Source organism: Aliiglaciecola lipolytica E3 (assembly GCF_000314975.1).
Lineage (GTDB): Bacteria > Pseudomonadota > Gammaproteobacteria > Enterobacterales > Alteromonadaceae > Aliiglaciecola > Aliiglaciecola lipolytica.
Map to the genome: position 1 here is coordinate 147,895 of NZ_BAEN01000065.1, position 24,795 is coordinate 172,689.

Annotated in this window: 29 protein-coding genes and 1 tRNA gene; 21 read left to right on the forward strand and 9 right to left on the reverse strand. The window is 40.5% G+C overall.

Features of this window, described 5'->3' with window-relative positions; all coding sequences use genetic code 11:
• Nucleotides 1-140 precede the first annotated feature (140 nt).
• Both argE and GLIP_RS16825 read left to right on the forward strand, forming a co-directional pair.
• The gene (gene argE / locus GLIP_RS16820) at nucleotides 141-1,289 is read left to right on the forward strand and encodes an acetylornithine deacetylase (protein WP_008845881.1); all 1,149 of its coding nucleotides are present in this window, start codon (nucleotides 141-143) and stop codon (nucleotides 1,287-1,289) included.
• Between the two features lie 52 nt (nucleotides 1,290-1,341).
• Nucleotides 1,342-1,761: a methylglyoxal synthase gene (locus tag GLIP_RS16825; protein ID WP_008845882.1), complete on the forward strand. Its 420-nt coding sequence runs from the start codon at nucleotides 1,342-1,344 to the stop codon at nucleotides 1,759-1,761.
• Between the two features lie 31 nt (nucleotides 1,762-1,792).
• Here the strand turns inward: GLIP_RS16825 and GLIP_RS16830 are convergent, their stop codons facing one another.
• Nucleotides 1,793-2,626: a Spy/CpxP family protein refolding chaperone gene (locus GLIP_RS16830; RefSeq protein ID WP_008845883.1), complete on the reverse strand. Its 834-nt coding sequence runs from the start codon at nucleotides 2,624-2,626 to the stop codon at nucleotides 1,793-1,795.
• 210 nt (nucleotides 2,627-2,836) lie between these two features.
• Between GLIP_RS16830 and GLIP_RS16835 the strand changes: the two genes are divergently transcribed.
• The 4 genes from GLIP_RS16835 (at nucleotide 2,837) to trmL (ending at nucleotide 6,549) form a co-directional block, all read left to right on the forward strand.
• Nucleotides 2,837-3,532, forward strand: a complete 696-nt coding sequence (locus GLIP_RS16835; RefSeq protein WP_008845884.1) for a response regulator transcription factor — start codon at nucleotides 2,837-2,839, stop codon at nucleotides 3,530-3,532.
• A complete protein-coding gene (locus GLIP_RS16840; RefSeq protein WP_008845885.1) occupies nucleotides 3,532-4,926 on the forward strand; it encodes an ATP-binding protein in 1,395 nt (464 codons plus the stop codon). The genes GLIP_RS16835 and GLIP_RS16840 overlap by 1 nt, the downstream gene beginning before the upstream one ends.
• A 101-nt stretch (nucleotides 4,927-5,027) precedes the next feature.
• Nucleotides 5,028-6,014, forward strand: coding sequence for an alpha/beta fold hydrolase (locus GLIP_RS16845; RefSeq protein WP_008845886.1), 987 nt, complete (start codon nucleotides 5,028-5,030; stop codon nucleotides 6,012-6,014).
• 70 nt (nucleotides 6,015-6,084) lie between these two features.
• Nucleotides 6,085-6,549 (forward strand): tRNA (uridine(34)/cytosine(34)/5-carboxymethylaminomethyluridine(34)-2'-O)-methyltransferase TrmL, encoded by a 465-nt coding sequence (gene trmL / locus GLIP_RS16850; RefSeq protein WP_008845887.1) that lies wholly within the window; start codon nucleotides 6,085-6,087, stop codon nucleotides 6,547-6,549.
• An 18-nt stretch (nucleotides 6,550-6,567) separates the two neighbouring features.
• On the opposite strand, the gene gpsA is transcribed toward trmL, so the two are convergent.
• Genes gpsA through GLIP_RS16870 form a run of 4 tightly spaced genes read right to left on the reverse strand, consistent with a single transcriptional unit; the run spans nucleotide 6,568 to nucleotide 8,819 of the window.
• Nucleotides 6,568-7,581, reverse strand: a complete 1,014-nt coding sequence (gene gpsA, locus GLIP_RS16855; protein ID WP_008845888.1) for an NAD(P)H-dependent glycerol-3-phosphate dehydrogenase — start codon at nucleotides 7,579-7,581, stop codon at nucleotides 6,568-6,570.
• Between the two features lie 9 nt (nucleotides 7,582-7,590).
• Nucleotides 7,591-8,094: a protein-export chaperone SecB gene (gene secB, locus GLIP_RS16860; RefSeq protein ID WP_008845889.1), complete on the reverse strand. Its 504-nt coding sequence runs from the start codon at nucleotides 8,092-8,094 to the stop codon at nucleotides 7,591-7,593.
• A gap of 25 nt (nucleotides 8,095-8,119) precedes the next feature.
• A complete protein-coding gene (gene grxC, locus GLIP_RS16865; RefSeq protein ID WP_008845890.1) occupies nucleotides 8,120-8,377 on the reverse strand; it encodes a glutaredoxin 3 in 258 nt (85 codons plus the stop codon).
• A 16-nt stretch (nucleotides 8,378-8,393) separates the two neighbouring features.
• Nucleotides 8,394-8,819: a rhodanese-like domain-containing protein gene (locus GLIP_RS16870; RefSeq protein WP_008845891.1), complete on the reverse strand. Its 426-nt coding sequence runs from the start codon at nucleotides 8,817-8,819 to the stop codon at nucleotides 8,394-8,396.
• A 253-nt stretch (nucleotides 8,820-9,072) separates the two neighbouring features.
• On the opposite strand from GLIP_RS16870, the gene gpmI reads away from it, so the two are divergent.
• The 9 genes from gpmI to GLIP_RS16920 all read left to right on the forward strand — a co-directional run bounded on the left by gpmI (nucleotide 9,073) and on the right by GLIP_RS16920 (nucleotide 16,459).
• Nucleotides 9,073-10,605, forward strand: a complete 1,533-nt coding sequence (gene gpmI / locus GLIP_RS16875) for a 2,3-bisphosphoglycerate-independent phosphoglycerate mutase (RefSeq protein ID WP_008845892.1) — start codon at nucleotides 9,073-9,075, stop codon at nucleotides 10,603-10,605.
• Nucleotides 10,606-10,694: 89 nt separating this feature from the next.
• Nucleotides 10,695-11,765 (forward strand): murein hydrolase activator EnvC family protein, encoded by a 1,071-nt coding sequence (locus GLIP_RS16880; protein ID WP_008845893.1) that lies wholly within the window; start codon nucleotides 10,695-10,697, stop codon nucleotides 11,763-11,765.
• Between the two features lie 139 nt (nucleotides 11,766-11,904).
• Nucleotides 11,905-12,696, forward strand: a complete 792-nt coding sequence (locus tag GLIP_RS16885) for a divergent polysaccharide deacetylase family protein (RefSeq protein ID WP_008845894.1) — start codon at nucleotides 11,905-11,907, stop codon at nucleotides 12,694-12,696.
• Between the two features lie 25 nt (nucleotides 12,697-12,721).
• Complete coding sequence (locus tag GLIP_RS16890; protein ID WP_008845895.1) at nucleotides 12,722-13,669, forward strand: DUF808 domain-containing protein; 948 nt, start codon at nucleotides 12,722-12,724, stop codon at nucleotides 13,667-13,669.
• On the forward strand, nucleotides 13,662-14,132 hold the full coding sequence (locus GLIP_RS16895) for a response regulator transcription factor (protein ID WP_008845896.1): 471 nt from the start codon (nucleotides 13,662-13,664) through the stop codon (nucleotides 14,130-14,132). Before GLIP_RS16890 ends, GLIP_RS16895 begins: the two co-directional genes overlap by 8 nt.
• 142 nt (nucleotides 14,133-14,274) lie before the next feature.
• Nucleotides 14,275-14,787 carry a DUF4199 domain-containing protein gene (locus tag GLIP_RS16900; RefSeq protein WP_008845897.1) on the forward strand — a complete coding sequence of 171 codons (513 nt, stop codon included), beginning with the start codon at nucleotides 14,275-14,277 and terminating at the stop codon, nucleotides 14,785-14,787.
• 26 nt (nucleotides 14,788-14,813) lie between these two features.
• Nucleotides 14,814-15,152, forward strand: a complete 339-nt coding sequence (locus tag GLIP_RS16905) for a VOC family protein (RefSeq protein WP_008845898.1) — start codon at nucleotides 14,814-14,816, stop codon at nucleotides 15,150-15,152.
• The gene (locus GLIP_RS16915; RefSeq protein WP_008845899.1) at nucleotides 15,149-15,535 is read left to right on the forward strand and encodes a hypothetical protein; all 387 of its coding nucleotides are present in this window, start codon (nucleotides 15,149-15,151) and stop codon (nucleotides 15,533-15,535) included. Before GLIP_RS16905 ends, GLIP_RS16915 begins: the two co-directional genes overlap by 4 nt.
• A gap of 519 nt (nucleotides 15,536-16,054) precedes the next feature.
• The gene (locus GLIP_RS16920) at nucleotides 16,055-16,459 is read left to right on the forward strand and encodes a MerC domain-containing protein (RefSeq protein WP_008845900.1); all 405 of its coding nucleotides are present in this window, start codon (nucleotides 16,055-16,057) and stop codon (nucleotides 16,457-16,459) included.
• A 19-nt stretch (nucleotides 16,460-16,478) separates the two neighbouring features.
• On the opposite strand, the gene GLIP_RS16925 is transcribed toward GLIP_RS16920, so the two are convergent.
• From GLIP_RS16925 to rsgA, 4 genes are all read right to left on the reverse strand, one after another.
• Nucleotides 16,479-17,177, reverse strand: coding sequence for a glycerophosphodiester phosphodiesterase (locus tag GLIP_RS16925; protein WP_008845901.1), 699 nt, complete (start codon nucleotides 17,175-17,177; stop codon nucleotides 16,479-16,481).
• Nucleotides 17,178-17,212: 35 nt separating this feature from the next.
• Nucleotides 17,213-18,079 (reverse strand): DMT family transporter, encoded by an 867-nt coding sequence (locus tag GLIP_RS16930; protein WP_040523327.1) that lies wholly within the window; start codon nucleotides 18,077-18,079, stop codon nucleotides 17,213-17,215.
• Nucleotides 18,080-18,083: 4 nt separating this feature from the next.
• Nucleotides 18,084-18,944, reverse strand: coding sequence for an archaetidylserine decarboxylase (gene asd, locus GLIP_RS16935; protein ID WP_008845903.1), 861 nt, complete (start codon nucleotides 18,942-18,944; stop codon nucleotides 18,084-18,086).
• A 156-nt stretch (nucleotides 18,945-19,100) separates the two neighbouring features.
• On the reverse strand, nucleotides 19,101-20,132 hold the full coding sequence (gene rsgA, locus GLIP_RS16940) for a small ribosomal subunit biogenesis GTPase RsgA (protein WP_008845904.1): 1,032 nt from the start codon (nucleotides 20,130-20,132) through the stop codon (nucleotides 19,101-19,103).
• 147 nt (nucleotides 20,133-20,279) lie between these two features.
• Between rsgA and orn the strand changes: the two genes are divergently transcribed.
• The 6 genes from orn to ilvN all read left to right on the forward strand — a co-directional run bounded on the left by orn (nucleotide 20,280) and on the right by ilvN (nucleotide 24,733).
• Nucleotides 20,280-20,825: an oligoribonuclease gene (orn, locus tag GLIP_RS16945; protein ID WP_008845905.1), complete on the forward strand. Its 546-nt coding sequence runs from the start codon at nucleotides 20,280-20,282 to the stop codon at nucleotides 20,823-20,825.
• A 123-nt stretch (nucleotides 20,826-20,948) separates the two neighbouring features.
• Nucleotides 20,949-21,024, forward strand: a tRNA-Gly gene (locus GLIP_RS16950).
• Between the two features lie 167 nt (nucleotides 21,025-21,191).
• Nucleotides 21,192-21,680, forward strand: coding sequence for a DUF4442 domain-containing protein (locus GLIP_RS16955; protein ID WP_008845906.1), 489 nt, complete (start codon nucleotides 21,192-21,194; stop codon nucleotides 21,678-21,680).
• Between the two features lie 264 nt (nucleotides 21,681-21,944).
• On the forward strand, nucleotides 21,945-22,319 hold the full coding sequence (gene maoP, locus GLIP_RS16960) for a DUF413 domain-containing protein (RefSeq protein ID WP_008845907.1): 375 nt from the start codon (nucleotides 21,945-21,947) through the stop codon (nucleotides 22,317-22,319).
• Nucleotides 22,320-22,517: 198 nt separating this feature from the next.
• On the forward strand, nucleotides 22,518-24,236 hold the full coding sequence (locus tag GLIP_RS16965) for an acetolactate synthase 3 large subunit (RefSeq protein WP_008845908.1): 1,719 nt from the start codon (nucleotides 22,518-22,520) through the stop codon (nucleotides 24,234-24,236).
• The gene (ilvN, locus tag GLIP_RS16970) at nucleotides 24,236-24,733 is read left to right on the forward strand and encodes an acetolactate synthase small subunit (RefSeq protein ID WP_008845909.1); all 498 of its coding nucleotides are present in this window, start codon (nucleotides 24,236-24,238) and stop codon (nucleotides 24,731-24,733) included. Before GLIP_RS16965 ends, ilvN begins: the two co-directional genes overlap by 1 nt.
• Nucleotides 24,734-24,795: the final 62 nt, after the last annotated feature.

Below are 24,795 nucleotides of genomic sequence, written 5' to 3' on the forward strand. Positions count from 1 at the left end.
TTTCAGGCAATATGCACTGCTACTGACCTTTTAAGGTTTACAATTACAGTGTACAAGGTGTTTATTTGTTGCATGGACGTAGAATGCCATCAATGTTATAAATATGCAATAAAAGTGAATAATTATATTTATAGGTTCTTATGCCAAATTTAACTTTCTTAGAAGTTTATGAAAAAATCATTTCTATACCAACAATCAGTGCTATAGATGAACAACTTGATGTGACCAATCGTCAGCTTATCGATTACTTAGGGAATCTTTTTTCTGAATTAGGTTTTAGCATTTCTATTCAAAAAGTTCCTGATGCACGTAATAAATTCAATTTGCTGGCAAAACTGGGCTCGGGAACAGGTGGACTTTTATTGGCAGGTCATTCTGACACTGTGCCATTTGACGAAGGACGTTGGAACAGCGATCCCTTTAAATTGCAGCAAAAAGATAACCTGCTTTATGGTCTGGGAACCTGCGACATGAAAGGTTTTTTTGCATTTATTTTAGAAGCGCTAAAGGATATCCCGCTAAACAAATTGCAAAAGCCCTTATACATTTTGGCAACTGCAGATGAAGAAACTTCTATGGCTGGAGCTAGGTTTTTTGCGCAGCAACAATTGATCAAACCCGATATGGCGATTATTGGCGAACCAACTGAACTAAAACCGATCGGTAAGCATAAAGGCCATATGGCACAGAGTCTGTCAATTACTGGGAAAGCAGGCCACTCAAGCGACCCTGACAAAGGCGTGAATGCGATTGAAATTATGCATATGGCCATTGCGCAACTTATGCAATTGCGTGATCAATTGGCTAAAAAGTATCGCGATGAAAGCTTTAGCGTTCCACAAGCGACAATGAATTTGGGACATATTCACGGCGGCGATGGCGAGAATAGAATATGCGGTCATTGTAAATTAAATTTTGATATTCGTTGTGTACCCAATCTTACTGATCAAGAAGCAATTGCATTGATTGATGAGGCCTTGTTACCAGTTAAACAAGCCTATCCAGGTAGGGTAGACATGCAACTTATGTATCCAACTGCTCCGGCATTTTCTTGTAAAAATGAGCACGATATTATTGGTTTAGCTGAAATGCTCACTGACTTTAAAGTGACAAATGCAAATTATGCCACTGAAGCTCCGTTTATAAATCAATTGGGATGTGACACCTTAGTGCTGGGTCCTGGTAGCATTAACCAAGCCCATCAGCCAGATGAATTTATTTCTTTGGATTATGTAGACCCAACGGTTACTTTGTTGAAAAATATGATAAAACATGTGTGTTTGAACTAATAACAATCCAGTTCAGGTTAATAGGCTAATTTGATTAGTAGGGAATAAATAAATGACTGCATTCGTAAAAAAGACAATTGCTTTAGTTGCTCATGATCATATGAAAGCTGAATTAGTGGATTGGAGCAGAACCCATATTGAAACGTTGAAAAAACATAATTTAGTCGCCACTGGCACCACCGGTGGTTTGATTGCAGAAAATCTCAGTTTAGAAGTTCACCGTTTTAAAAGTGGACCTTTGGGCGGAGATCAACAAATCGGGGCATTGATTGCTGAACGTAAGTTGGATTGTTTGATATTTTTCTGGGACCCATTAAACCCAGCTCCTCATGATCCGGATGTAAAAGCATTACTAAGATTGTGTTCTGTTTGGAATTTACCAGTAGCTTGTAATCGTTGTACCGCTGATTTGCTTATAACCTCGCCGCTGTTCGACAGCGACGAGTATTTAAGGAAGGTGCCTGATTATTAAGGCATTTTGTTCAGTGAATTAAGAACGGAAGTTACCTGTCATCACCGTGATGGCGTTTATCTTTACCTTTGCGTTGTTTGTCACCGCCTTTGCGATGTTTTCTTTTGTCGTCCATCTTTGCCATTTTAGCTTGTTGTTCTGCATCTAAAATGTTCCAAATTTGGTGACGAACATACGCCATATCAGCGGCCATTTGTAAATGAGCGGATGACATTTCTTGATTTACCGCGGTCCAGGCTGATTGATCAAAATCTGCGCTTCTCACTATGCTCATTGTTTGATCACGGAATCCTTTAATAGTTTCACGTTGCGCTTTCATTGATGCTTTTTGTTGCTCAAATAACGCTTTAATTTTTGCAGATTGCTCCTCGCTTAAATCCAAACGCTTGAACATTTTCATTGGAGAATGACGTTTGTCTTTCTTATCACCTGCTTTTTCCTTTTTGCCTTTACGCTCACTTCCTTTTTCAGACATAGCAATAAGCTTTTGCTGTTGGTCCGGGTCTAGAGCGTTCCATACTGCATTGCGTTTGGTTGCACTAGCTAAATCTGTCTCGGATCGAATCATTTGTTTGCGTTCTAGAAGCGCAGTTACTTTATCTTGTTCCCAAGAAGTCGATCTAATTAGACTTTTTAACTGTTGTTCTATATCACGCAAATCCTGTTGATAGATCTTTCTATCTTCTTTTGATTGCTGCATGATGGTGCGTACGTCTTGCTTTTGTTGCTCAGATAAATCTAATTTCTTAAACATTGCACGCATTGGAAAATCAGAACGTTCATGAGCTTGAATACCAAAAGCCGTGATTGCAGCTATTGCGGCTATGGCAATGATTGTTTTTGAGAAAATCATTTTGCTTTTCATGGTTATCACCCTTTGATTAAATATTCAGCGAAGTCATTCTTACTGCGCTGTTGTTGATTTGCTAAACAGTATAGTGATTGCAATGCAAAGAAGTGTCTTGACTATGTAAAGCTTATGTAAATAGTGGCATGTTGCTCTGTCACTTGAAAAGTCACGAGTTTACAATTCTGTTTAAGGTTTAACGGCAGCCGAACTTGCTTTCGAGGTAATATGCAAACTAAATCACTACTTATCATTGATGACGATATTGAGCTGTGCAATTTGCTTGTAGAGTATTTAGCACCGCAAGGGTATGACATCGATTTAGCTAACGACGGCGAAACAGGGTTACAAAAAGCTATTGGGCAAAAACATTATGATTTGATTCTATTAGATGTGATGTTGCCTGAAATTGACGGTTTTGAAGTATTAAAAAGGCTACGTACAAGTCATTTAACGCCGGTTCTTATGCTCACAGCAAAAGGCGACGACTTTGACAAAATTTTTGGTTTAGAGTTAGGTGCAGATGATTATTTACCAAAACCCTTTAATCATCGCGAATTATCAGCACGCATAAAGGCCATCGTCCGGCGTATGGACTATTTACCTTCGTCCAGCTCTCAGCAACGTCTACAAATTGAAAACGTAGCTTTGAATCCGAATACGCAGAGTGTGGAATGTTCTGGTAAAGCGCTGGATCTTACCGCAACGGAATTTTTAATTTTGCATTTGTTGATGATCAATGCCGGTCAAATTGTCAGTAAAAATGATATTAGTGAAAAAGTGTTAGGGCGAAAGTTAATGGCATTTGACCGTAGTATTGATATGCATGTCAGTAACATCAGACGCAAATTGATGCAGCATAGTAAAGATGAAAAAATTAAAACCGTACGAGGGACCGGGTATTTATACGTGGTTGAATCGTGATGCTGTTAAAAAAACTGAATCCAATTAATAGTTTATTTGGAAGAACATTTTTATGGTTTTGGTTGGCTGCCATTCTTTTGGGATTAACAGGAGCCTGGTTAGCAAATCAAACTAGTGCTAATTATTCTATTAAACCGCTTGAAGAGAAATATGTAAAACGTCTACAACAGGTTGCTGCCAGAGTTGAAGCAACCGCACAACGATTTCCCAACGCTGACTTAGATAGATTATTAGGACGAGCGGGACAAAGAAGTAAAGATGCACTTTTGCTCATTGACCAGCAAACTCAAAAGTTTATCTATGGTTTTCCGCGTGAAATGAAACCTTACGAAGCGCCGTTTATAGAGTTGCTGGGCGAATCGCAAATATACATGATCCACACATCAACTGGCATGTTTTATGGCCCCGCTAAAGTTAACATTAACAACCGCAATTATCTTTTGTTTGCTGGAAAACCACGCCCTCCTAAGTTAATTAGACAACTCATTCAAACCAATCCGGTAGCGTTAACGTTAAGCGTCATTTTAGTCAGTGGTAGCTTATGTGCATTATTTGTCTGGTCTTTATTGCGACCAATTCGAGAGTTGCAAAAAAGTACTCGGAAAGTCGCTATGGGAGATTTAACTCAAAGTGTGGATTTTGCATCTAAAAGAGGCGATGAAATAGGTGAGTTGGGTAAAGATTTTAATGCGATGACGCAAAGACTTGCTACCTTAATGGGCAGCCAAAAACGCCTTGTAGCAGATATCTCTCATGAACTTCGTTCTCCGTTGGCTCGGCTCCAACTAGCGATCGGGATAGCACAAAGTCAACAGGAGCCGTTACCTGAAGCGATTGAAAAGCAATTGCTAAGAATTGAAAAAGAAGCGCACGAAATTGACGGTATGATTGGACAAGTATTAAAGCTTTCGAGACTTGAAGCTGACGTCGAGGTAGAAAATAAACAACGCATTGAATTACGCAGTTGTTTAAATGGGCTTTTCAACGATGCCGCTTTCGAAGCTCAAAATAAAGGGAAAAAATTGCTCTTGGATGAGATACCTCCGCTCACTTTAAACTGCTATCCGCAACTATTGAAAAGCGCAATAGGTAATGTAATCAGCAATGGTATTAAATATTCTTCTACTAAAGTTGAAGTGTCGTTTACTGTCCATGAGAGTACAATGGAAGTTAAGATCAAAGACGATGGCTCTGGTGTACCTGAGACCGATCTTGAAGATATGTTTAAGCCGTTTTACCGGTTGTCGGCGTCTCGAAATAGAGATACTGGTGGGGTGGGGCTCGGACTCGCAATTGTTAAACAGGCAATAAAGCTGCACGAGGGCTCGGTGATTGCCAGCAATTCAGCTGAGGGCGGGTTGATCGTTTCCATTACCATACCAACGAAAGGGTAAACGTAAAATGTCACGATCTAAGACAACAAAGATTAATGATTGCAGGGATATCATCAACGTATATTCCGACAACGTTTTATCCGTTAGGGTGAATGAAAGTTATGATAGCGTACGATATGATTGAAGAGTTTCTATCCGTTGAAGATGACGCTTTAATTGAGAAGCGTAATCAGCAATTCATTGAACCTTTTTGGCAGAAAAACGTTATTAATGGTTATTTTTCTGGCACGGAAAACGTGCAAATTGCTTACGCTTACGTTTTGAACCCCGATCCTATTGGCAGTATTGCCATTTCTTCAGGTCGCATAGAAACCTTATTGAAATATAAAGAGTTGATATTCAATTTATATCACGCAGGGTTTAGTGTTTTTATCCATGATCATCGGGGACAGGGGTTATCTGGCCGTTTGCTAGAAGATTCAGAAAAAGGATATGTCGGGAGTTTTTCTGATTACGTTTCTGATTTCAAAATATTTTACGATAACGTCATTGCCCCTAACAGTATTCAAAAACCAATTTTACTAAGCCATTCTATGGGCGCTGCTATAGCCAGCCTTTATTTATTATCTCATCCAGAAGATTTCGAAAAATGTGTTATGTCAGCTCCCATGTTTGGTATTCGTCCTGCGCTACCAAAGTGGCTAACCTGTTTATTAATTGACGGGCTGACGTTGTTAAACAGTATGTTTGGTTCGAGTCCTTGGTACTTCTTGGGGCAATCCAAATATAACCCAAAAACATTTGCACAAAATGAGCTGACTCATAGCCCGACAAGATACAAAATTTTTAGAGAAGTATATAAAGATAACCCGCAATGTAAATTGGGCGGGGTAACAACAGCCTGGCTGAAACAAGCGGATAAAGCCATGTCGATTATCCATAAAAATGCTTCGGCGATTACTACACCGATTCTTTTGCTGCAAGCTGGGGATGACAATGTTGTAGATAATGCAAAGCAAACAAAAGTCGCGATGAATTTAGCGAACTGCACGTTATTGCAGCTTGAAAACGCCAAGCATGAAGTATTGTTTGAAAGTGAGGATATTCGCGATAGATCTTTACGTGCGATTCTAAGGTTTGTTTCTTAAACTGCTTGTCTTTATTGTGGCATTATTTGTTACAATTGTCTGAAATCGTTTCTCATCAATTAGACCTCATATGCTTAGTATTGTTTTATACCAACCTGAAATTCCGCCTAATACCGGTAACATTATTCGTCTGTGCGCAAATACTGGTTACGACTTACATTTGATCGAACCACTTGGATTTGATTGGGACGATAAAAAAGTAAGGCGTGCTGGACTGGATTATCATGAGTTTGCGCAGGTAAAAAGACATGCTAATTTGGCTGCATATCTGCAATCTGAACAACCCCAAAGAATGTTTGCTTGTACAACTAAGGGGACTAAAAATTTTGCGGAAGCTGATTTTAAAGCGGGAGATGCATTACTATTTGGCCCTGAAACGCGTGGTTTACCAGATGATGTGATTCAAAGCCTACCTGCTGATCAGCGTTTGAGGATTCCGATGCTAGCCAAAAGTCGTAGTATGAACTTATCTAATGCAGTAGCTGTTTTTGTATATGAATCGTGGCGCCAACTGGATTTTGAAGGGGCTAGCTAATATTAGTAACTATATTGATTAGACTTCGGCGGTGGGTTCTCTACCCAGCAGGGATAGAGCTGCATTTTTGGCAGGCTTACCCAAATACAGGACTTGATAGATCTGCTCGGTGATGGGCATTTCAACCGCTAGTTTGTCGGCGAGGATTTTTACTTCTTCAGCGTTGCGGTAACCCTCTACAACCTGACCTATGCTATTGATGGCATCATCTACCGACATGCCTTCACCTAGGGCTAAGCCAAAGCGTCGATTGCGCGATTGATTGTCTGTACAAGTAAGAACCAAATCGCCTAAACCAGCCATGCCCATAAATGTTTCGGGTTTTGCTCCCATTTTTAATCCTAAGCGGGTTAATTCAGCAAGTCCACGAGTAATCAAAGCGGTTCTTGCGTTTGCACCAAAGCCTAAACCGTCCGATAGACCTGCACCGATTGCAATAACATTTTTAACCGCGCCGCCAAGTTGCACGCCGATAAAATCGGGATTCTTGTAGACTCTAAAACTTTTTGAGCAATGTAACTTTGCACTAAATTGTTCTGCTAATATTTCATCCGTCGAAGATAGTGAAATTGCTGTAGGTAGACCTGCAACCATTTCTTTGGCAAATGTGGGACCAGAAAGTACCGCTAACGGTATATCGCTCCCCAAAATTTCTTCAGCAACTTCTTGCAGTAACCTACCCGTTTTCGGTTCCAATCCTTTGGTAGCCCAAATTAATCGATGTTGTGCTGTGATATAGGGTTTTATAGCAGTTAATGTTTGCGCAAAAGCATGGCTTGGTACAACTACTAATATATCTTGGCTTTGGTGAAGTGCGGTGGCTAGATCTGTTTCTATTTCAAGCGCATCAGGGAAAATGGCGTCGGGTAAATACTGCTGATTACAACGCGATTTTTGCATCGCTTGCATTTGCGCTACATCTCTTCCCCATAAATAGGTTTTAACCGTATTTCTAGAAAGACAAAACGCAAGAGCGGTGCCATAAGACCCCGCTCCTAATACCGTTACACTTTGCTTGTTGAGCATAGTCATCAAAGATGATTAAGCGTCAAGCTTTTGCGCTTGGCCTTGTTGTTCTTGTGCACGCTTTTGCATGTAAGCAGCAAAAATGGCATCAAAATTAACTGGCGCAAGATTTAATGGAGGGAACGTACCTCTGTTAACCAAATTAGAGATAGTTTCTCTTGCATATGGGAATAACGTATTTGGGCAGAATGAACCAAGTGTGTGTGCTTTGTTCGCTTCAGGCATTTCACCAACCATAAAAATACCAGCTTGTTGAACTTCACAAAGGAACGCAGTTTCTTCGCCTAAGTTCGCTGTTACCGTCACTGATAAAACAACTTCGTACAGGTTAGCTTCTAACTCGGACGTTTTAGTGTCCAAGTCCAATTTGATTTCTGGCTTCCATTCTTTCTTGAAGATGGCTGGAGAGTTTGGTGTCTCAAAAGAAATGTCTTTGGTGTAAACACGCTGAATTGCAAACTGTGCATTTTGCTGTGCTGCTTGCTCGCCGGCTGGATTAGCTTGATTTTCATCTGCCATGTTGATTTTTCCTTTTTTACTGCGCTTAAGCGCTGAGTAGATTGTCTAGTTTGTTTTGAGACTCAAGTGCATACATGTCGTCGCAACCACCGATATGCAGGTCATCAATAAAAATTTGCGGAACTGTGTAACCGCCATTCGCTCTGGTAATCATGGTGTCGCGAAGCTCTGGATTTTGGTCTATCCGAAACTCTTCGTACACGATTCCTTTTTCTTCTAACAATGCCTTTGCGCGATGGCAATAAGGGCAATGACCTTTTGTATAAAGTTCAACTTTACTCATAGTAGCCTTAACTCAATTATTTCGTTACAGGTAAACTTGCACCCTGCCAAGAATTCATACCGCCTTTTAAGACAGAAACGCTTGTAAAACCAGCTTTTAATAAAGCAGTAGCGGTTTTTTTCGCGCTCATGCCCATGGCACAGACTACAATAATGGGTTTGTCTTTGAATTTTTCAAGTGTGCTGAAGTCAGCCTTGCTTATTTGTTCTGCTTTTAGCTGTTTAGCTCCAAGAATATGCCCTTTGTTGTATTCTGCTGCGGGACGAACATCTAACACTACAGCATCTTCTCGGTTCATTAAAATGGTTGCTTCGTGAGTGCTAAGCTCTTTAACTGGAGAAAATACGCCAGCAACATAGCTATATATAATCAATACAAACAATGCCACCCAACCTGCAGACAAAAAAGGATGGTTTCCTACAAACTCGATAATTTGATCCATTACTACTTTGGCCCCTTGGCGTAGAAAAAAGAGTGCAAAGTATATAGAAAATCTATCCAGAAGCCAGTCCCAGAGTAGTCGAATCTGCAAATCAGCTATAAGTTACTACATAAATACTCTTTAAGTGAGGAAGAGCACAGGATAAACTGTGCTCTATCTGCTTAATTAAAATGTATTTAACTGAATTTAATATACAGTAGATGAACTTTATTCTTATCACTTACTTTGTCAAAAATTTACACGGGAGCAACCTATGCCTAATGCGAAAAAGACGCTAGCACTGCTAATATTGGATGGATGGGGACATCGCGAAGATACCGATAAAAACGCTATAGCTAACGCCAATACGCCAGTATTAGACAAGTTGGTGCAAGAATACCCAAACACGTTTATTTCAGGCTCTGGTTTGGATGTGGGGTTACCACCCGGACAAATGGGAAACTCTGAAGTTGGTCACGTTAATTTAGGCGCAGGCCGCGTGGTTTATCAGGACTTCACTCGAATTAGCAAAGCCATTGAAGACAATGAGTTTGAAAGTAACCCTGTTCTAGCGAAATCGGTAGAAGCCGCAGTTAAAAATGATAAAGCCGTTCATATTATGGGCTTGTTATCACCAGGTGGTGTACATAGCCATCAAGATCATTTATTTGCGATGGTAAAAATGGCTGTCCATAAAGGTGCCAAAAAAGTGTATTTACATGGCTTTCTTGATGGGCGTGATACGGCTCCGAAAAGTGCAAAAGAACCATTGCAAAAAGCTGATGAATTATTTGCTGATTTAGGTGTAGGTAAAACGGCATCTATCATTGGTCGCTACTACGCGATGGACCGTGATGAACGTTGGGATCGCGTACAAGCTGCTTACGATTTAATTTCCCAAGGAAAAAGCGAATTTCAATACGACTCTGCGGTTGAAGCGCTAGAAGCATCTTATGAGCGTGGCGATAAAGACGAATTTGTTAAGCCAACCAGTATCGGCGAAGCCGTTAAAATAGAAGACGGCGATGCGCTTATTTTTATGAATTTCAGAGCTGATCGTGCGCGTGAAATCACCCGTGCTTTTGTTGAGCAGGACTTTAACGGTTTTGAACGTGAATATTGCCCAGAAAATCTTAATTTCGTTATGTTAACCCAATACGCTGATTCAATTGATGCACCTTCTGCCTATCCGCCTGAACCATTAACAAACGTAATGGGCGATTGGTTGGCACAGCACAATAAAACCCAGTTACGCATTTCTGAAACAGAGAAATATGCACATGTCACTTTCTTTTATAGTGGCGGTCGCGAATCTGTTTATGAAGGCGAAGAGCGTATTCTTATTCCTTCACCAAAGGTAGCTACTTACGATTTGCAGCCTGAAATGAACTCAGCGTTACTGACTGATAAGTTAGTTGAAGCTATCGAGTCAGGTAAATTTGATGCGATCATTTGTAATTACCCTAACGGTGATATGGTGGGTCATACAGGCGATTACGAAGCGGCCATAAAGGCAGTGGAAGCGGTAGATGCTTGTATAGGCAGAGTGGTTGAAGCGCTCAAAAAGGTCGGCGGAGAATGTTTAATTACGGCAGATCACGGCAATGCTGAACAAATGGTAAATGCTCAGACTGGGCAAGCACATACGGCGCATACCAGTGAACTGGTACCCTTTATTTACTTTGGAAGAGATGCGAATACTCGAACAGGTGGCACGTTGAGCGACGTTGCTCCAACTATGTTACATTTGATGGGAATGGAGCAACCTAAAGAAATGACAGGTAAGCCGATAGTGACCCTCAAGTAATGGAATTTCATTTACATTTGTTTTTAAATTAAATGAAGTATTTAACCGCCTTACTCCGACCACTGTGTTTTGCGGTGTTCGGAGTTTGTTTGTCTGTTAGTGCGCAGCAATCCGAAGAGTTGAAAGATATTCAAGCGCAGATCAAACAGAAACAAAAACAAATCGAAAAACAACTTGCTGAAGCAAAACAACTGCAACAACAGTTAAAGGCAGCAGAGTTGAATATTGCTAATACAGCGAAAAATATAGAAAACACCCGCAACGAATTACAAAGTAACAAATCTCGGCAAACTGAATTAATTAGCCAACAACAAGATCTTAATAAACAAGTCAAACAACAACAGCAAGCGCTATCGAGTCAACTCAAGAGCATGTATATGGTGGGGGAGCATGACTTTGCTAAAATGCTTTTTAACCTTGAAGATGCGTCGAAAATGGAGCGGACATTCAGTTACTATCGTTACCTTACGGATGCACGAAAAGTTCAGATTGATGAGTTTCGGGCGTTGGTGTCAAAGTTGCGTGAGGTGAATGAAAATTTATTAGTTAAGCAACAAGAATTACAGGTGTTGGAAAAAGAACAAGTCCAGCAGCAAGTTCAGTTAGAACAGCAACAGAGTTTACGTCAAGTCACATTAACTAAGATCGAAAAGAAAATTGACACAGAAGCGGCCAAAATTGAACAGTTGCAAATTAATGAACAAGCTTTATTAAAAGCAATTGAAGAAGCCGAAAGAAACGCTAAGCAAGGACCTGTAGACCTAACCGGTTTGGCTAAATTAAAAGGTAAGCTCATGTTGCCTACACAGGGTAAGATGCGCAATATGTTTGGTCGCATTCGACAAGGCCAAATACGTTGGAAAGGGGTGTTGTTTAATGGCAATACTGGAGCGCCAGTGCGCGCTGTTCATGATGGACGGGTTTTATATGCCGACTGGTTGCGCGGATTTGGCTTAGTGACTGTGTTAAGTCATGGAGACGGCTATATGAGCTTATATGGACATAATCAAGCCCTGTTAAAACAAGTAGGGGATACGGTACAAAGTGGTGAAACTATCGCCTTGGTAGGACAAAGTGGTGGTCAAAGTACACCCAATTTGTATTTTGAGATTCGTCATAAGGGGACGCCAGTCAACCCTAGCCAATGGTTTAAAAAGTAGGTGTAGTACGAAACTGCAAGGTATAAAAACAAATATCCAATTTCATGGCAGTTCAGATATACTTTAGGCAACAATATCAAAGTGCGTTGCAACGCAGTGTCTGTACTTGCATAAATACAACAAAAATAACTAAGAATCTGTGTATTACTTAAAAACAACGCTAATTAGGCTAACCCTTCTTTTCAGTATTTTCCATTTGGGAGGGCTTCCTGTCTGTGCCGCAGAAATCGCGCTGATTATCGATGATATGGGAAACACTCAACGAGATGAAGCCGCTTTTAGTCTGCCTAAAGAAGTAACATTTTCGATTTTGCCGTTAACGCACTTGTCGCAAAAGTTTTCCAAAAAAGCCGCCACTCAACAACGCGAAGTAATGTTACATATTCCGATGGAGTCATTAGCCGGTAAACGCCTTGGGCCTGGCGCTTTAACAGCGGACATGTCGCCAGAATCTATACGTCATACATTAGCTCAAGCGCTAATGAGCGTACCGGACGCGATTGGGGTTAATAATCATATGGGCAGTAAATTAACACAGCTTAGTTTGCCTATGAATGTGACCATGGAATTCTTAATTGAACATCGTCTTTTCTTTGTTGATAGTCGCACAACACGCTACAGCAAAGCATTAAAAATAGCTCAACAAAATGGCGTCTTAAGTGCTGGGCGCAATGTGTTCTTAGATAACGATAATCGCCCCGAAAAAATTGATGCGCAATTTCAACGTTTAATCAGATTAGCTAAAAAGTATGGTTATGCAGTGGGTATTGCACATCCATATCCGCAGACAATTGAGTATTTGCAAAAAGCGTTGTTGCCAGCAGAACAACTGGATGTAGAATTGGTTACGATTAGTGAACTTTTGCAAACTCAGCATTTAGCTGGTAATCAAAACCTAATAGAACAACAAAAATCAGTCGAACTTGAGTAATTGCAATTCATAAAAAGGAACTACAATGGCAGCCACAAGCCTTCTTGCGTTAATTGATGATATCGCCACTATACTTGACGATGTTGCTGTGCTTTCCAAAGTTGCAGCGAAAAAGACTGCAGGTGTGCTTGGCGATGACTTAGCCTTAAATGCGGAGCAAGTTTCAGGCGTCAAAGCAGATAGAGAACTACCGGTTGTTTGGGCAGTGGCCAAAGGTTCGTTTTTAAATAAGCTTATTTTGGTTCCGGCCGCTTTGGCTATCAGCGCGTTTCTGCCGATGTTAATTACGGTATTAATGGTAATCGGTGGCTTATATCTTTGTTACGAAGGATTTGAAAAAGTATTTCATAAATTCTTCCATAGCAAAGTCGAAAGAGATGCTGAACATGCAGCAAAAATTAAAGCATTAGCAGATCCTAACGTGGATTTAGTTGCACTCGAAAAAGATAAGATTAAAGGTGCTATTCGCACCGATTTTATTTTATCGGCTGAAATTATTGTAATTGTATTGGGAACAGTAAAAGACGAAATCTTTATGACCCAACTCGCGGTTGTATCTGGGCTTGCGTTATTGATAACCGTGGGAGTTTACGGTTTAGTTGCAGGCATTGTTAAGCTTGATGATTTAGGATTGTATTTACTCCGAAAATCAGTATCAGGAAGCTTCAGAGCTGTGCAAAGAGTATTAGGTCGATGGTTGTTGATGTTTGCACCTATGCTCATGAAAACATTAGCAATTGTAGGTACGGCCGCCATGTTTTTAGTGGGCGGTGGAATATTAGTGCATAGCATTCCTACGATTCATCATATTGTGCATGATATTGTTGCTTGGATAGAATCATTTGTTGGCAGTATCGCGCAAAGCATAGCGCCAATCGTGATTGAAGGTTTAACAGGGGTATTGGCTGGAGCATGCGTCATGTTGTTAGTGATGTTATTTAGTCGAATTAGAAAAGTTGCCACTAATGGCTAGCCGATACTGGCAAAAGTGTAAGGATATTTTTAATAAAACTCCGATAGTGCTTCGCTATGGCGTCATACTTAGTTTGTCGATCATACTAATTAAAACCCTCGAATATCAGTTATTTTCCTATCGTTTCAGTATTGAGCTGTATACAGGCTTAGTGGCATTGTTTTTTGTCTTGGTTGGTATAGCGACAGGCCTAGGCTGGCTTAACAATCAAGATACCAAAAGCACTCACTCGTTAAACTCTGAGAATGCGCATGAAATAGAAGCCGTAAAAGAGCCTTTAACCACCAAGGAACTTATTATTTTGCAGGGGGTAAAGCAAGGGTTAAGCAACCAACAAATAGCAGATAAAAATCATGTTTCGGTCAATACAGTAAAATCCCATCTAAAGAATATTTATAAAAAAATGGGCGTGGTTAATAGAGCGCAGGCTGCACAAAAAGCAAAGCTCGATGAAACCTATTGAGCGCACATGCTGGCCGCGTTACTACCTAAAAATCACTCGTTTTTCACCCAGTTATCTACTTTCTTCACTGCCAATAACTGACTATAGTTGTCCTAACTAAAGTTCAAACCAGAAAGATTAACGCGCATTTTCTAGGGGATTTATGAAAACATATATTATTCGTTACGGCGTAATTTATGGTCTCGTTTTATTAATCGGCTTTTTTATCTCTTACCTAATCTTGGGGACAGCACCAGAAAATTTTGCGAAAAGTGAGGTAATTGGGTACAGCGTCATGATTCTCAGCTCAATCAGCATTTATTTTGCGACTAAACAGTACAAACAAAGTTTAGGTGGCAAACCAATGCGGTTCTTTCAAGGTTTAAAAATAGGTAGTGGCGTAAGCATGATTGGTGGGCTATTTTTTGGTTTGTATAATTGGGTATATATTCGTTGGTTACAACCTGATTTTCTAAATCAGTATTTAGCTTATTCAGAGCAGCAAATTCGTCAAAGTGGAGCCGAACAGGCGGTGATTGAGCGCCAACTAGGCGAACTAGCAACCTATTCAGAATTATTGCAAAATGAATTTCTTTATTTACTAATCATGTTTATGACCGTTTTCGTGATTGGCATGGCTTTTTCGATAGTCACAGCGGCTACACTAAAAGATTAGACTTAACAATGAAAGGGGAGGTTAATATGGAATTAGGGCAGTTTTCAGTTAGTTTGACAGTCAAGGATATCGCTAAGTCGAAGTCGTTTTATGAAATGCTTGGTTTTAAGACCCATGAGGGGTGTGGAAGCATCGAAGATAAATGGCTCATTTTGCAAAAAGACACAACTGTCATCGGTTTATTTGAAGGTATGTTTGAAGACAATATCCTCACTTTTAACCCCACAGATGTAAGAGCAATAGAGGCACATATTGAACAAAGTGGCTATTCTCTCGAAACCAAAACACAGGGGCAGTCAGGTCCTTCACATTGTGTTCTCAAAGATCCGGATGGAAATCTGATTATGTTCGATCAACATCAATGAGCAAGGTATTAAGTTGCTGGAAATGTGGCAACAAAATAGAAAATATTATTTTTCCTATGTCGCGTAGAGAAGAGTGTGATGCTTGCAATGCAGATTTGCATGTTTGTGTGATGTGTAAAGAGTATGACGGGCGCGGAGGGTGTAATGAACCTCGCGCTGAACATGTTAGTGATACTGAGAAAGCGAATTTTTGTGACTATTTTTCGGTTTCGGGAAAAGAGTTTGCGCAAAGTCAGGATCATAAGGCAAAACAAGCGAAAGCTAAACTGGCTGCTTTGTTTGGCGATGAACCCGAAAGTGATGTCGCTGCAAGTAATGATAATAGTGAGTTGACACCAGCTCAAATTGCCGAGCAAAAATTACGTGATTTATTAGGCGATTAATATCCCAATATGCTCCCTGACTTTGGCCACGACTAATGTGTTTTTAGCCGAATAAGTTCCCCAATACATTGCGGTTCGTATTCGTGGCTTTGGCCGCGAACGGTGTGATTTTCCCAGAATAAATTCCGCGCTACCTTGTTGTTTGTAGTCGTGGCTTTAGCCGCGAGCAGTATGATTTCCCCAGAATAAATTCCGCGCTACCTTGTTGTTTGTAGTCGTGGCTTTAGCCGTGAGCGGTGTGACTTTCCCGGAATAAATTCCGGGCTACCTTGTTGTTTGTAGTCGTGGCTTTAGCCGCGAGCGGTGTGACTTTCCTGGAATAAATACTGGGCTACAGGTTTATCCCTTCATTTTCTGCAAAAAAGGTCATAAAAAAAACTAATAACAGTTGCATTTGATTGGAAATGTTATACTATAACGTTCCAATTTTGCAGGGGTATTTTTGAATACCTTAGGTGAGAATGAAAATCACCATCGCGAAGCTTTTTTAAGATTTACGTTATAGGGTTATAAAGCAATATGGCAAGCTCTGAAAAACAATCAGTAATGGATAGAGTAGGGATCTGGACTTCCAGTATCTGTGCTTTGCATTGTTTGCTGTTGCCTATTCTTATTCCCTTGGTACCTTACGTAAGCGCCAGTTTTTTTGCACAAGATTGGTTTGAGAAAACCATACTTACATTATCCATGATTGTTGGGTTTTGGGCCCTGTTATCAGGTTTTTATCGATATCATAGACAGTTATATCCTATTTACAGTTTGCTTTTAGGCGGCTTGATTTATTGGAATAAAGATATGTTCGGTGAAGCTTACGAACCATTTACGATAGGGTTAGGTGCACTTCTCATTGTTGCAGCCCATGTTGCTAATATTCGTTTGTGCAAAAGTTGCCATGCGTGTCACGATTGTGAATCAACTCACTAGCGCATTTAATACTGAATTACTAAACACCTTCACTGAGCGCTAACTTAGCGTTTAGTGGATTGTTGCAAAATACTGCATCCACCCCCCAGCTTTGCAATCTCAACAAATCTTCCGGCTGATCGACGGTATAAACACCCATTTTCAAACCGCGACTTTTCGCATCGTAGACAAAGTTTTTATCTACAAAAGTCACATCGGCATTTATATATTCAGCCTCCAACACTTCTGCAAAAGCTGCGTAGTCGATAGGTTTACTAGCGGTTAATGCACCTATTCGAGCGTTTGGCTTGATACATTTGATTGCTTTTAATAAATGGTGGTCGAATGACGAATAAAGAATATTGTCTGCTGGAATGGAAAACTGCTGACACGCATTGTTGACGTAGTTGAGCAAAAGCGGAATATCCTTTATCCCTTTCATTTCGATGTTTATCTGACACTGATGTCCAATACATTTTAGCGCTTCATAGAGCGTAGGAACGGATTGGCCCGAGCCAGCATCGAGGAGTCTGATTTGTTCTAACAAAAGGGATTCGATATGGCCAATGCCATTAGTGGTGCGGTGTAACCACCTGTCATGAATAAGAATAAATTCATTTTGATGCTGAAATACATCAAATTCAATGCCGTCTGCCTTTTGGGAAATAGCAGTTTCAAAAGCTAAAATTGTGTTTTCTGGTGCCATTGCACTAGCACCGCGATGGGCATATATAAACACTAAAAATCCGTTAATCGCTAGCGTGAATAAAACAACTATTTGCGATGTAGTTTTTGGGCATTAACAGTTTCGTAGATTGCTGCCGAGATTACCAGTATCCCACCAAGAAAAGTTTGCCAATTAGGCTTTTCATCTAACACAATAATTGCCAAAATCACGCCATAAAAAGGTTGCATACAGGCCACCAAAGCAAATGTTTTTACGCGTAAATGTTTAAGACTAGTGGCGATGAGAGTGTGCGGCAAGGCAGTTAAAAAGATCCCCAATACAATGATCCATAAGTAGGTTTCACTGCTGGCAGTAAACAAATCTTCGGATACGAAAAATAATAAGCTAACCAGAATCACTAAAGTCTGGTATGACATAGCGTGCGCACCGGTATAGTGTGAAAAGTATTTTCGATGACATAAGTTTCTAATGGCGTAGAGAACCGCAGAAAGTATGCCTATTAGTATGCCAAGTGTGACATCATTTTCTAACGATATTTCTGGCACAATTAGAAAAATGCCGATAAATACAACAAGTGCACTAACGACATCCTGCCAAACTAATCGAATGCCTTCAAAAAACGGCTCAAGTAATACCGCTATGACTGGAAACGTGAACAGCGCAATCATACCCACAGAAACTGATGAATACTGCATCGCAGCGAAGTAAGTGACCCAATGGGAAGACATCAACAAGCCTAAGGCAATAGCAACTAAATAATCTTTTTTGTTATTAAGTCGTAAGCTTGCACCTGAAAGCTTAACTACCAAAGCCAGCACCATACAAGCGATTACGGAACGTCCAAAAGTGATATCCGTAGCAGACAACGGTATGATTTTGGACATTAATGCGGTGGCACCTAACAAGATTACCGTTAGGTGCAAAGACCATAGGCTTCGTTTAACTGGATGCACTAGACTAGTCTTTTAAGGTGGCGAAAACTTCACCTAATCGTGTTGTGTCACCATTTTTCTGCCCGTTAAACTCAACCATTCCCGGCTCGAAACAAGCGACAATGGTAGAACCAAGTTTAAACAGTCCCATTTCCTCACCCTTGGCTAAGCTGACGGTGTTTTCACTATCTTTCGGATAACGCCAATGCTGTACATTTTTACCTGCTGGTGGCGTGACGGTACCGGCCCAAATCGTTTCGATACTTGCAACGATCGTTGCGCCTACTAAAACAATCGCGAATTTGCCATGCTGAGATTCGAAAACGCACACAACACGTTCATTGCGAGCGAATAAACCCGGGACATTTTGAGTCGTAAGTGGGTTAACTGAAAATAATTCCCCTGGGACATAGATCATGTCAGTCAAGATACCGTCAAGTGGCATATGAATGCGATGATAATCTTTAGGTGAAAGATAAATTGTGGCGAACTTACCATCTTTGAATGGTGCGGAAACATCGGGATTACCCCCGAGCAATGTGGTCAAACTGTAGTCATGACCTTTAGCTTGAAAAACGGTATCAAATTCAATATCACCCAATTGGCTAACTGTACCATCAACTGACATCGCTAAATCTTTAGGATCTTCACATATCGGTCGTGCATCGTCTTTAAGTTCTCTAGTGAAGAACTCATTAAAGGTGCGATAGTGCGAAGGGTCTGAAAATTTAGCTTCCGACATATCAACGTTAAATTGTTTAATAAAAAATTTGATCAGTGCAGTGGTGAGTCCACCTGCTTCAGCGGCGGCAAGTTTGCCCACCAATCTTGAAACTAGATGTTTTGGCAATATGTACTGCAACTTAATTTTTAACCAATTGATCAAGACCGGAGCCTCCTTAATTTAAACCAATAAATTGTATCGCATATTTCAAAATTAGTCTGAGAATGAGTCGGTCTAACTCATGCCATTTTGATGGGGTACTTTCTAGGTCAACGTTTTAGCGGGATGTAGACGTGTTTTGGAAACTAAAGCTTACAATCAGGTAGGAATTGCTCGATTGGGCCGATTGTCGTCCATAGAAGATAGTATTTTGTGATAGCTCTCATAGCGCTGCATAGATATGTCACCATTTTGCGCTGCTTGTCTGATTATGCAGCCGGGATCGTCTAAATGTTTACAATCGCGAAATTTGCAGCCGCCTATATAATCTCGAAATTCAATGAATCCTGACGTCACTTTTTCTACTGATAAATGCCACAAAGCGAACTCTCGAACTCCTGGAGAATCAATTAAATCCCCGCCACCCGGAAAATGCAGCATTTTTGCCGCGGTAGTAGTATGTTGACCAAGCCCTGAGTTATCAGAAATATCTCCAATAGCTTCGTCTGCATCCGGGAGTAATTGGTTCACGATGCTAGATTTACCAACACCAGACTGGCCAACAAAAACACTTACTTTATCTGACAAGTTTTGCTTGAGTTGCGCTATACCTTCTCCGGTTTTACAACTGGTAAGTAATACTTGATAACCAATATCTTTGTATATTTGCAATTGTGCTTCTACCGAACTTCGCTCTTCATCATTTAGCATTTCTATCTTATTTAACAACAAAACAGGTTTGATTTGCACGTCTTCAGATGCCACCAAGTAGCGGTCAATAATATTTAAGGACAAGGCTGGCAACACAGAACTGACAATAATGATTTGATCGATATTTGCAGCAATTGGTTTTACACCGTCATAAAAATCTGGACGAGTTAATACTGAGATTCGGTCATGAACGAGTTCGATAACGCCATTAACCCCTTCGTTGGCATCTTTGCCTGGTCGAAATTCCACTTTGTCTCCACAAACTACACTGCCGATGGTGCGTCTTATGTGGCATTTGGTAACCTCTCCCGAGGCATCCTGCACATCTGCATGTTTTCCGAAACGACCGATAACTGTGCCGTCGCGGCTATCAGATAGTTGCTCATCGTTTTGATAAGACTCGTTTGTGTTAAGTCTTTTTTGGCGATTTGTCGAAACTTGACGCTTCTGTTTTTTCGTTAATTTTGGTTTTTTTGCCACGTTTGTTTTTACTTTGTTGGCTCGTAAGACTCATACATGGTAACTTCAGCGCAAGAATTTTAATAATAATTTATTTAAATAACCGTAATTCGCAGTTAACGAAACTAGTCGAACTAGGGTTAGATGTGTCCTGTAGAAGGTTTAAATATGGCATTAGATAACGAAAATTTGGTGTGGATAGACTTAGAAATGACCGGCCTGGAACCAGAAACCGATGTTATTTTAGAGATTGCTACTATTGTTACCGATAAAAACCTGAATGTGCTTGCAGAAGGGCCGGTACTAGCGATTCATCAAAGCAATGATGTTTTAGACAATATGGATGCGTGGTGTATTGACGTGCATGGTAAGTCAGGTTTAACAGAGCGCTGTCGAACCAGCGATATAGATGAAAATACCGCGGTTAAGCAAACCATTGCTTTTTTAGAAAAATATGTACCTGCCGGTATTTCTCCATTATGCGGTAATACCATCGGTCAGGATCGTCGCTTTTTAGTTAAATACATGCCCGATTTAGAAAATTATTTTCATTATCGTAGTATCGATGTGAGTACGCTAAAAGAACTGATTAAACGTTGGAAACCAGAAGTGTTGGATGGTTTTCATAAAAAAGGTACACACCAAGCGTTGGACGATATCAGAGAGTCCATTCAAGAATTGGTGTATTACCGTCAGCAAGTGCTTAATATATGAACGCTTAGTAATTTAATTAAAAATAATACTTGCTTCGTTAAAATATTTTTGTACAATGCGCACCCGGTTTAGGATGAACCGGTAACAAAAAGGCAGATAGGAAATGCCAACCACCACCAAAATGCGGGAATAGCTCAGTTGGTAGAGCACGACCTTGCCAAGGTCGGGGTCGCGAGTTCGAGTCTCGTTTCCCGCTCCAAATCTCTCAAAATCAATTTATCTTTTAAGTGGATTCACATGCTTGTGAGCCCAAATTATTATTTTCGTATTTCCGAAACAACACATTAACCTATCATTTTTGTTCTTGAATCTGCCTTGGTTTTGCCTCACACTGCCTGGTCCAACCAGTAAGATGAGAAGTGAGTTATGCCAGTTAACAGCCCGTTGCGAAAGTTTGTAGACAAAGTAAACCAATACCCCAGCTGGTTGAGTCGTTTTTTAATGACCCGTTTGTTTCGACATTTGGTTAAATTAGCTGGCACTGCCAAAGTCGATATCGTTCATACAGACGGTAAAACAGTGACATTTAAAATCAAGAATCGTCGCAAAGTGCGAAATCATATTGGTACCGTACATGCAGCAAGCATGGCGTTGCTCGCAGAGTCTGCAACAGGCTTTATCGTTGGAATAAACCTTCCGGCAAACAAACTACCACTCATTAAAAATATGAATCTCAACTACGTGAAACGTAGCCAGGGCGATATTACAGCTGTCGCTTCGTTAACCGATGAGCAAATAACCTTAATGCAACAGCAAGATAAAGGTGAGGTAAGTGTGAAAGTCACCATTACTGACGGCGTCGGAATTGTCCCATTAGAAGCAGAGATGATTTGGGCATGGATACCTAAAAAATAATTTCGTTAAAATTGTTTTTTATGGCGTGTTTTATGCAACTAAATTCAGCCTCAAAATTATGCCGCAAACCCAAACGTGTAGCGGATTAGAGACAATTTAATAAGAGACACAAAATTGTCATTAAATTTTTATTGACAGTTGCTCATTTTGGTTCTATTTATCACTTTTGTACAGGCGCATTAAATGGTGTTTTAGTGCAAAGTTATATGAACTAATTTGGGATTAGTTTCTGAAAATTGATTTATTTGTTTTGGGATGTCCATCATGGCTATTGTTACAAGAGATTCTTTGACAAAACGTGTCTTCAGTGACGTGAAAAATTACCCGTACGGTTTTTCGCGCTCAGGAGACTTTTCGATTAATGAAAGTAAGGCGTTAAGTCAATACGGTGCTTTATATGCAGCATTGGTTGATGGTGTTATTTCACCGGAGACTGAAGATGATCATCACTTTATTGATTCCGCATTCGGTAAAGTCGAACCTGAAACGGTGTCTGAACGTGCTTGGTTGAAATACCAAAAACGTATCAGTAGGCCCAAATTGGGTAGTTTCTACGGCAACAAACCTTCTCATCTAAATGATGACGACGATGCATCAATGAGTGATGATGTAGAGTTGGAAGTGGATATGGACTCCTAAAAGTTTGTAAATAAAATGTAAATTCATCCTATTTTTGATTTGTAATAACTCAAAAATAGGATGTTTATCCTAAAATATTGCTATATTGGGATATATATCTCACTTTATCCCCTTTTGCTGTTTTATCTTCCTAATCTGTCACGTATAGTCCCCCCTACAAAAGTCAACAGTCACTAATAAACCGCAGGAGGATGTCTGGTGGAAATGATGTCAGGTGCAGCTATGGTAGTTCGCGCCCTAAAAGATTCTGGAGTTACACATGTGTTCGGTTACCCTGGAGGGGCCGTACTCGACATTTATGATGCTTTGTATGCACAAGATGACGTCAAGCATGTACTCGTCCGCCATGAACAAGCTGCAGCTCATATGGCTGATGGTTATGCAAGATCAACTGGGAAAACGGGGACTGTGCTAGTTACGTCAGGTCCAGGTGCAACTAACACCATTACAGGCATTGCAACAGCTTATATGGATTCTATTCCTATGGTTGTATTGTCGGGACAGGTGCCTTCAATGCATATTGGTGAAGATGCGTTTCAGGAAACGGATATGGTTGGTTGTTCAAGACCAATTGTAAAGCATAGCTTTTTAGTAAAACGTGCTATCGACATTCCTATGGCAATTGCTAAAGCATATTACATTGCCAACACCGGTCGTCCCGGACCTGTTGTCGTTGATCTACCTAAGGATCTGGTTAACGTACTCGAAGAACATCCATACGAGTATCCTGAAGATGTCACCATGCGTTCTTATAACCCGACATTAAAAGGGCATAGCAAACAAATTAAGAAGACTGTCGATACGCTACTAAATGCAAAACGTCCAGTATTGTATGTTGGTGGTGGTGCAATTACGTCAGAAGCCTCTGATTTGATAACAGAGTTAGCTGAGAAACTAAATGCACCTGTTACTTCAACTTTGATGGGCCTAGGCGCTTTCTCAAGCGTACATGAGCAGTTTGTTGGCATGCTAGGTATGCATGGGACTCTCGAAGCAAATAAAACCATGCACAATGCTGATTGTATTTTTGCGCTCGGTGCAAGATTTGATGATCGTGTGACTAACAATGTCGAAAAGTTTTGTCCTCACGCAACTATTATTCATGTAGATATTGACCCTGCATCTATATCTAAAACAGTCGCGGTACATGTACCTGTAGTTGGTTCTGTCGACAAAGTTGTTGAGCAAGTTTTGAATCAAATCAGTAAAAAAGATTTAAGTGGTCAAAAACAAAAATTAGCAGATTGGTGGAAACAAATTAACTCATGGCGTGAACGTCAATGTTTAAATTACCAAAAGAGTGATGAATTAATAAAGCCACAACAAGTGATTGAAGCGTTATATAAACATACCAATGGCGATGCGTATGTCAGCTCTGATGTTGGGCAACACCAAATGTTTGCTGCCTTGTATTACCCATTCGCTAAGCCTAGAAGATGGATTAACTCTGGTGGATTAGGCACCATGGGCTTTGGTCTTCCGGCTGCCATGGGTGTACAAATGGCAAATCCTGACGCCATATCTGTTGTTGTGACAGGGGATGGTAGTATTCAAATGAATATTCAAGAGCTATCTACTTGTTTGCAATACAATTTACCGGTAAAGATTATTTCTTTAAACAATCGTGCGTTGGGCATGGTTAGACAATGGCAAGACATGATTTATAAAGGCCGTCATTCGCATTCTTACATGGATTCGATGCCTGATTTTGTGAAACTCGCTGAAGCATACGGCCATGTTGGGATTAAAGTAAATCACCCTTCAGAACTTGATGATGCTATGGCTAAATGTTTTGCATTAAAAGATAGATTAGTATTTATGGATATAGCAATAGATCAAAATGAGCATGTGTATCCCATGCAAATTAAGTACGGTGCTATGGATGATATGAGATTAAGTAAAACGGAGCGTACCTGATGAGAAGAATTATCTCTGTATTGATGGAAAACGAGCCTGGTTCACTTTCGCGTATCGTGGGTGTGTTTTCGCAGCGTGGTTATAACGTTGATTCATTGTGTGTAGCACCAACGACAGATTCGAGCTTATCGCGTTTGACTATAGTGACTCACGGTGATGACAAGGTCATTGAGCAGATTACCAAACAAGTGAATAAACTGATTGATGTGCTTAAGGTTACTGACCTAACTGATGGGACTCATGTGGAGCGCGAGTTGATGCTAATTAAAGTAGCTGCTAAAACCGATCTAGTGCGCTCAGAAGTGAATCGTACCGTGGATATCTTCCGTGCGCAGATAGTGGATACAGACGCTAAAAACTACACGATTCAGGTTACTGGCACCAGTGAAAAGCTCGATGCCTTTGCCCAAGCAATGTGGGCTCAAACTGAAGTAATCGAATCTTCTAGAACAGGAGTGTGTGGTTTAGCACGTGGTGAGAAATCCCTGCGAGCTTAGCTCTTAAACGAGCTTTTAAAAGGAGCATACCTAAATTCAAAGTGGGGCTTAGGCCCCACATC

Excerpts from the sequence above, each read along its gene's own strand:
- GLIP_RS16895 (WP_008845896.1), top strand. The coding sequence starts at position 13,662 with ATGGCTAGCCGATACTGGCAAAAGTGTAAGGATATTTTTAATAAAACT.
- trmL (WP_008845887.1), top strand. The coding sequence starts at position 6,085 with ATGCTTAGTATTGTTTTATACCAACCTGAAATTCCGCCTAATACCGGT.
- GLIP_RS16825 (WP_008845882.1), top strand. The coding sequence starts at position 1,342 with ATGACTGCATTCGTAAAAAAGACAATTGCTTTAGTTGCTCATGATCAT.
- GLIP_RS16905 (WP_008845898.1), top strand. The coding sequence starts at position 14,814 with ATGGAATTAGGGCAGTTTTCAGTTAGTTTGACAGTCAAGGATATCGCT.
- ilvN (WP_008845909.1), top strand. The coding sequence starts at position 24,236 with ATGAGAAGAATTATCTCTGTATTGATGGAAAACGAGCCTGGTTCACTT.
- maoP (WP_008845907.1), top strand. The coding sequence starts at position 21,945 with ATGGCTATTGTTACAAGAGATTCTTTGACAAAACGTGTCTTCAGTGAC.
- GLIP_RS16920 (WP_008845900.1), top strand. The coding sequence starts at position 16,055 with ATGGCAAGCTCTGAAAAACAATCAGTAATGGATAGAGTAGGGATCTGG.
- GLIP_RS16830 (WP_008845883.1), bottom strand. The coding sequence starts at position 2,626 with ATGAAAAGCAAAATGATTTTCTCAAAAACAATCATTGCCATAGCCGCA.
- GLIP_RS16900 (WP_008845897.1), top strand. The coding sequence starts at position 14,275 with ATGAAAACATATATTATTCGTTACGGCGTAATTTATGGTCTCGTTTTA.
- GLIP_RS16915 (WP_008845899.1), top strand. The coding sequence starts at position 15,149 with ATGAGCAAGGTATTAAGTTGCTGGAAATGTGGCAACAAAATAGAAAAT.
- GLIP_RS16870 (WP_008845891.1), bottom strand. The coding sequence starts at position 8,819 with ATGGATCAAATTATCGAGTTTGTAGGAAACCATCCTTTTTTGTCTGCA.
- GLIP_RS16890 (WP_008845895.1), top strand. The coding sequence starts at position 12,722 with ATGGCAGCCACAAGCCTTCTTGCGTTAATTGATGATATCGCCACTATA.
- GLIP_RS16835 (WP_008845884.1), top strand. The coding sequence starts at position 2,837 with ATGCAAACTAAATCACTACTTATCATTGATGACGATATTGAGCTGTGC.
- gpmI (WP_008845892.1), top strand. The coding sequence starts at position 9,073 with ATGCCTAATGCGAAAAAGACGCTAGCACTGCTAATATTGGATGGATGG.
- secB (WP_008845889.1), bottom strand. The coding sequence starts at position 8,094 with ATGGCAGATGAAAATCAAGCTAATCCAGCCGGCGAGCAAGCAGCACAG.
- orn (WP_008845905.1), top strand. The coding sequence starts at position 20,280 with ATGGCATTAGATAACGAAAATTTGGTGTGGATAGACTTAGAAATGACC.
- grxC (WP_008845890.1), bottom strand. The coding sequence starts at position 8,377 with ATGAGTAAAGTTGAACTTTATACAAAAGGTCATTGCCCTTATTGCCAT.
- GLIP_RS16840 (WP_008845885.1), top strand. The coding sequence starts at position 3,532 with ATGCTGTTAAAAAAACTGAATCCAATTAATAGTTTATTTGGAAGAACA.
- argE (WP_008845881.1), top strand. The coding sequence starts at position 141 with ATGCCAAATTTAACTTTCTTAGAAGTTTATGAAAAAATCATTTCTATA.
- GLIP_RS16955 (WP_008845906.1), top strand. The coding sequence starts at position 21,192 with ATGCCAGTTAACAGCCCGTTGCGAAAGTTTGTAGACAAAGTAAACCAA.
- GLIP_RS16845 (WP_008845886.1), top strand. The coding sequence starts at position 5,028 with ATGATAGCGTACGATATGATTGAAGAGTTTCTATCCGTTGAAGATGAC.
- gpsA (WP_008845888.1), bottom strand. The coding sequence starts at position 7,581 with ATGACTATGCTCAACAAGCAAAGTGTAACGGTATTAGGAGCGGGGTCT.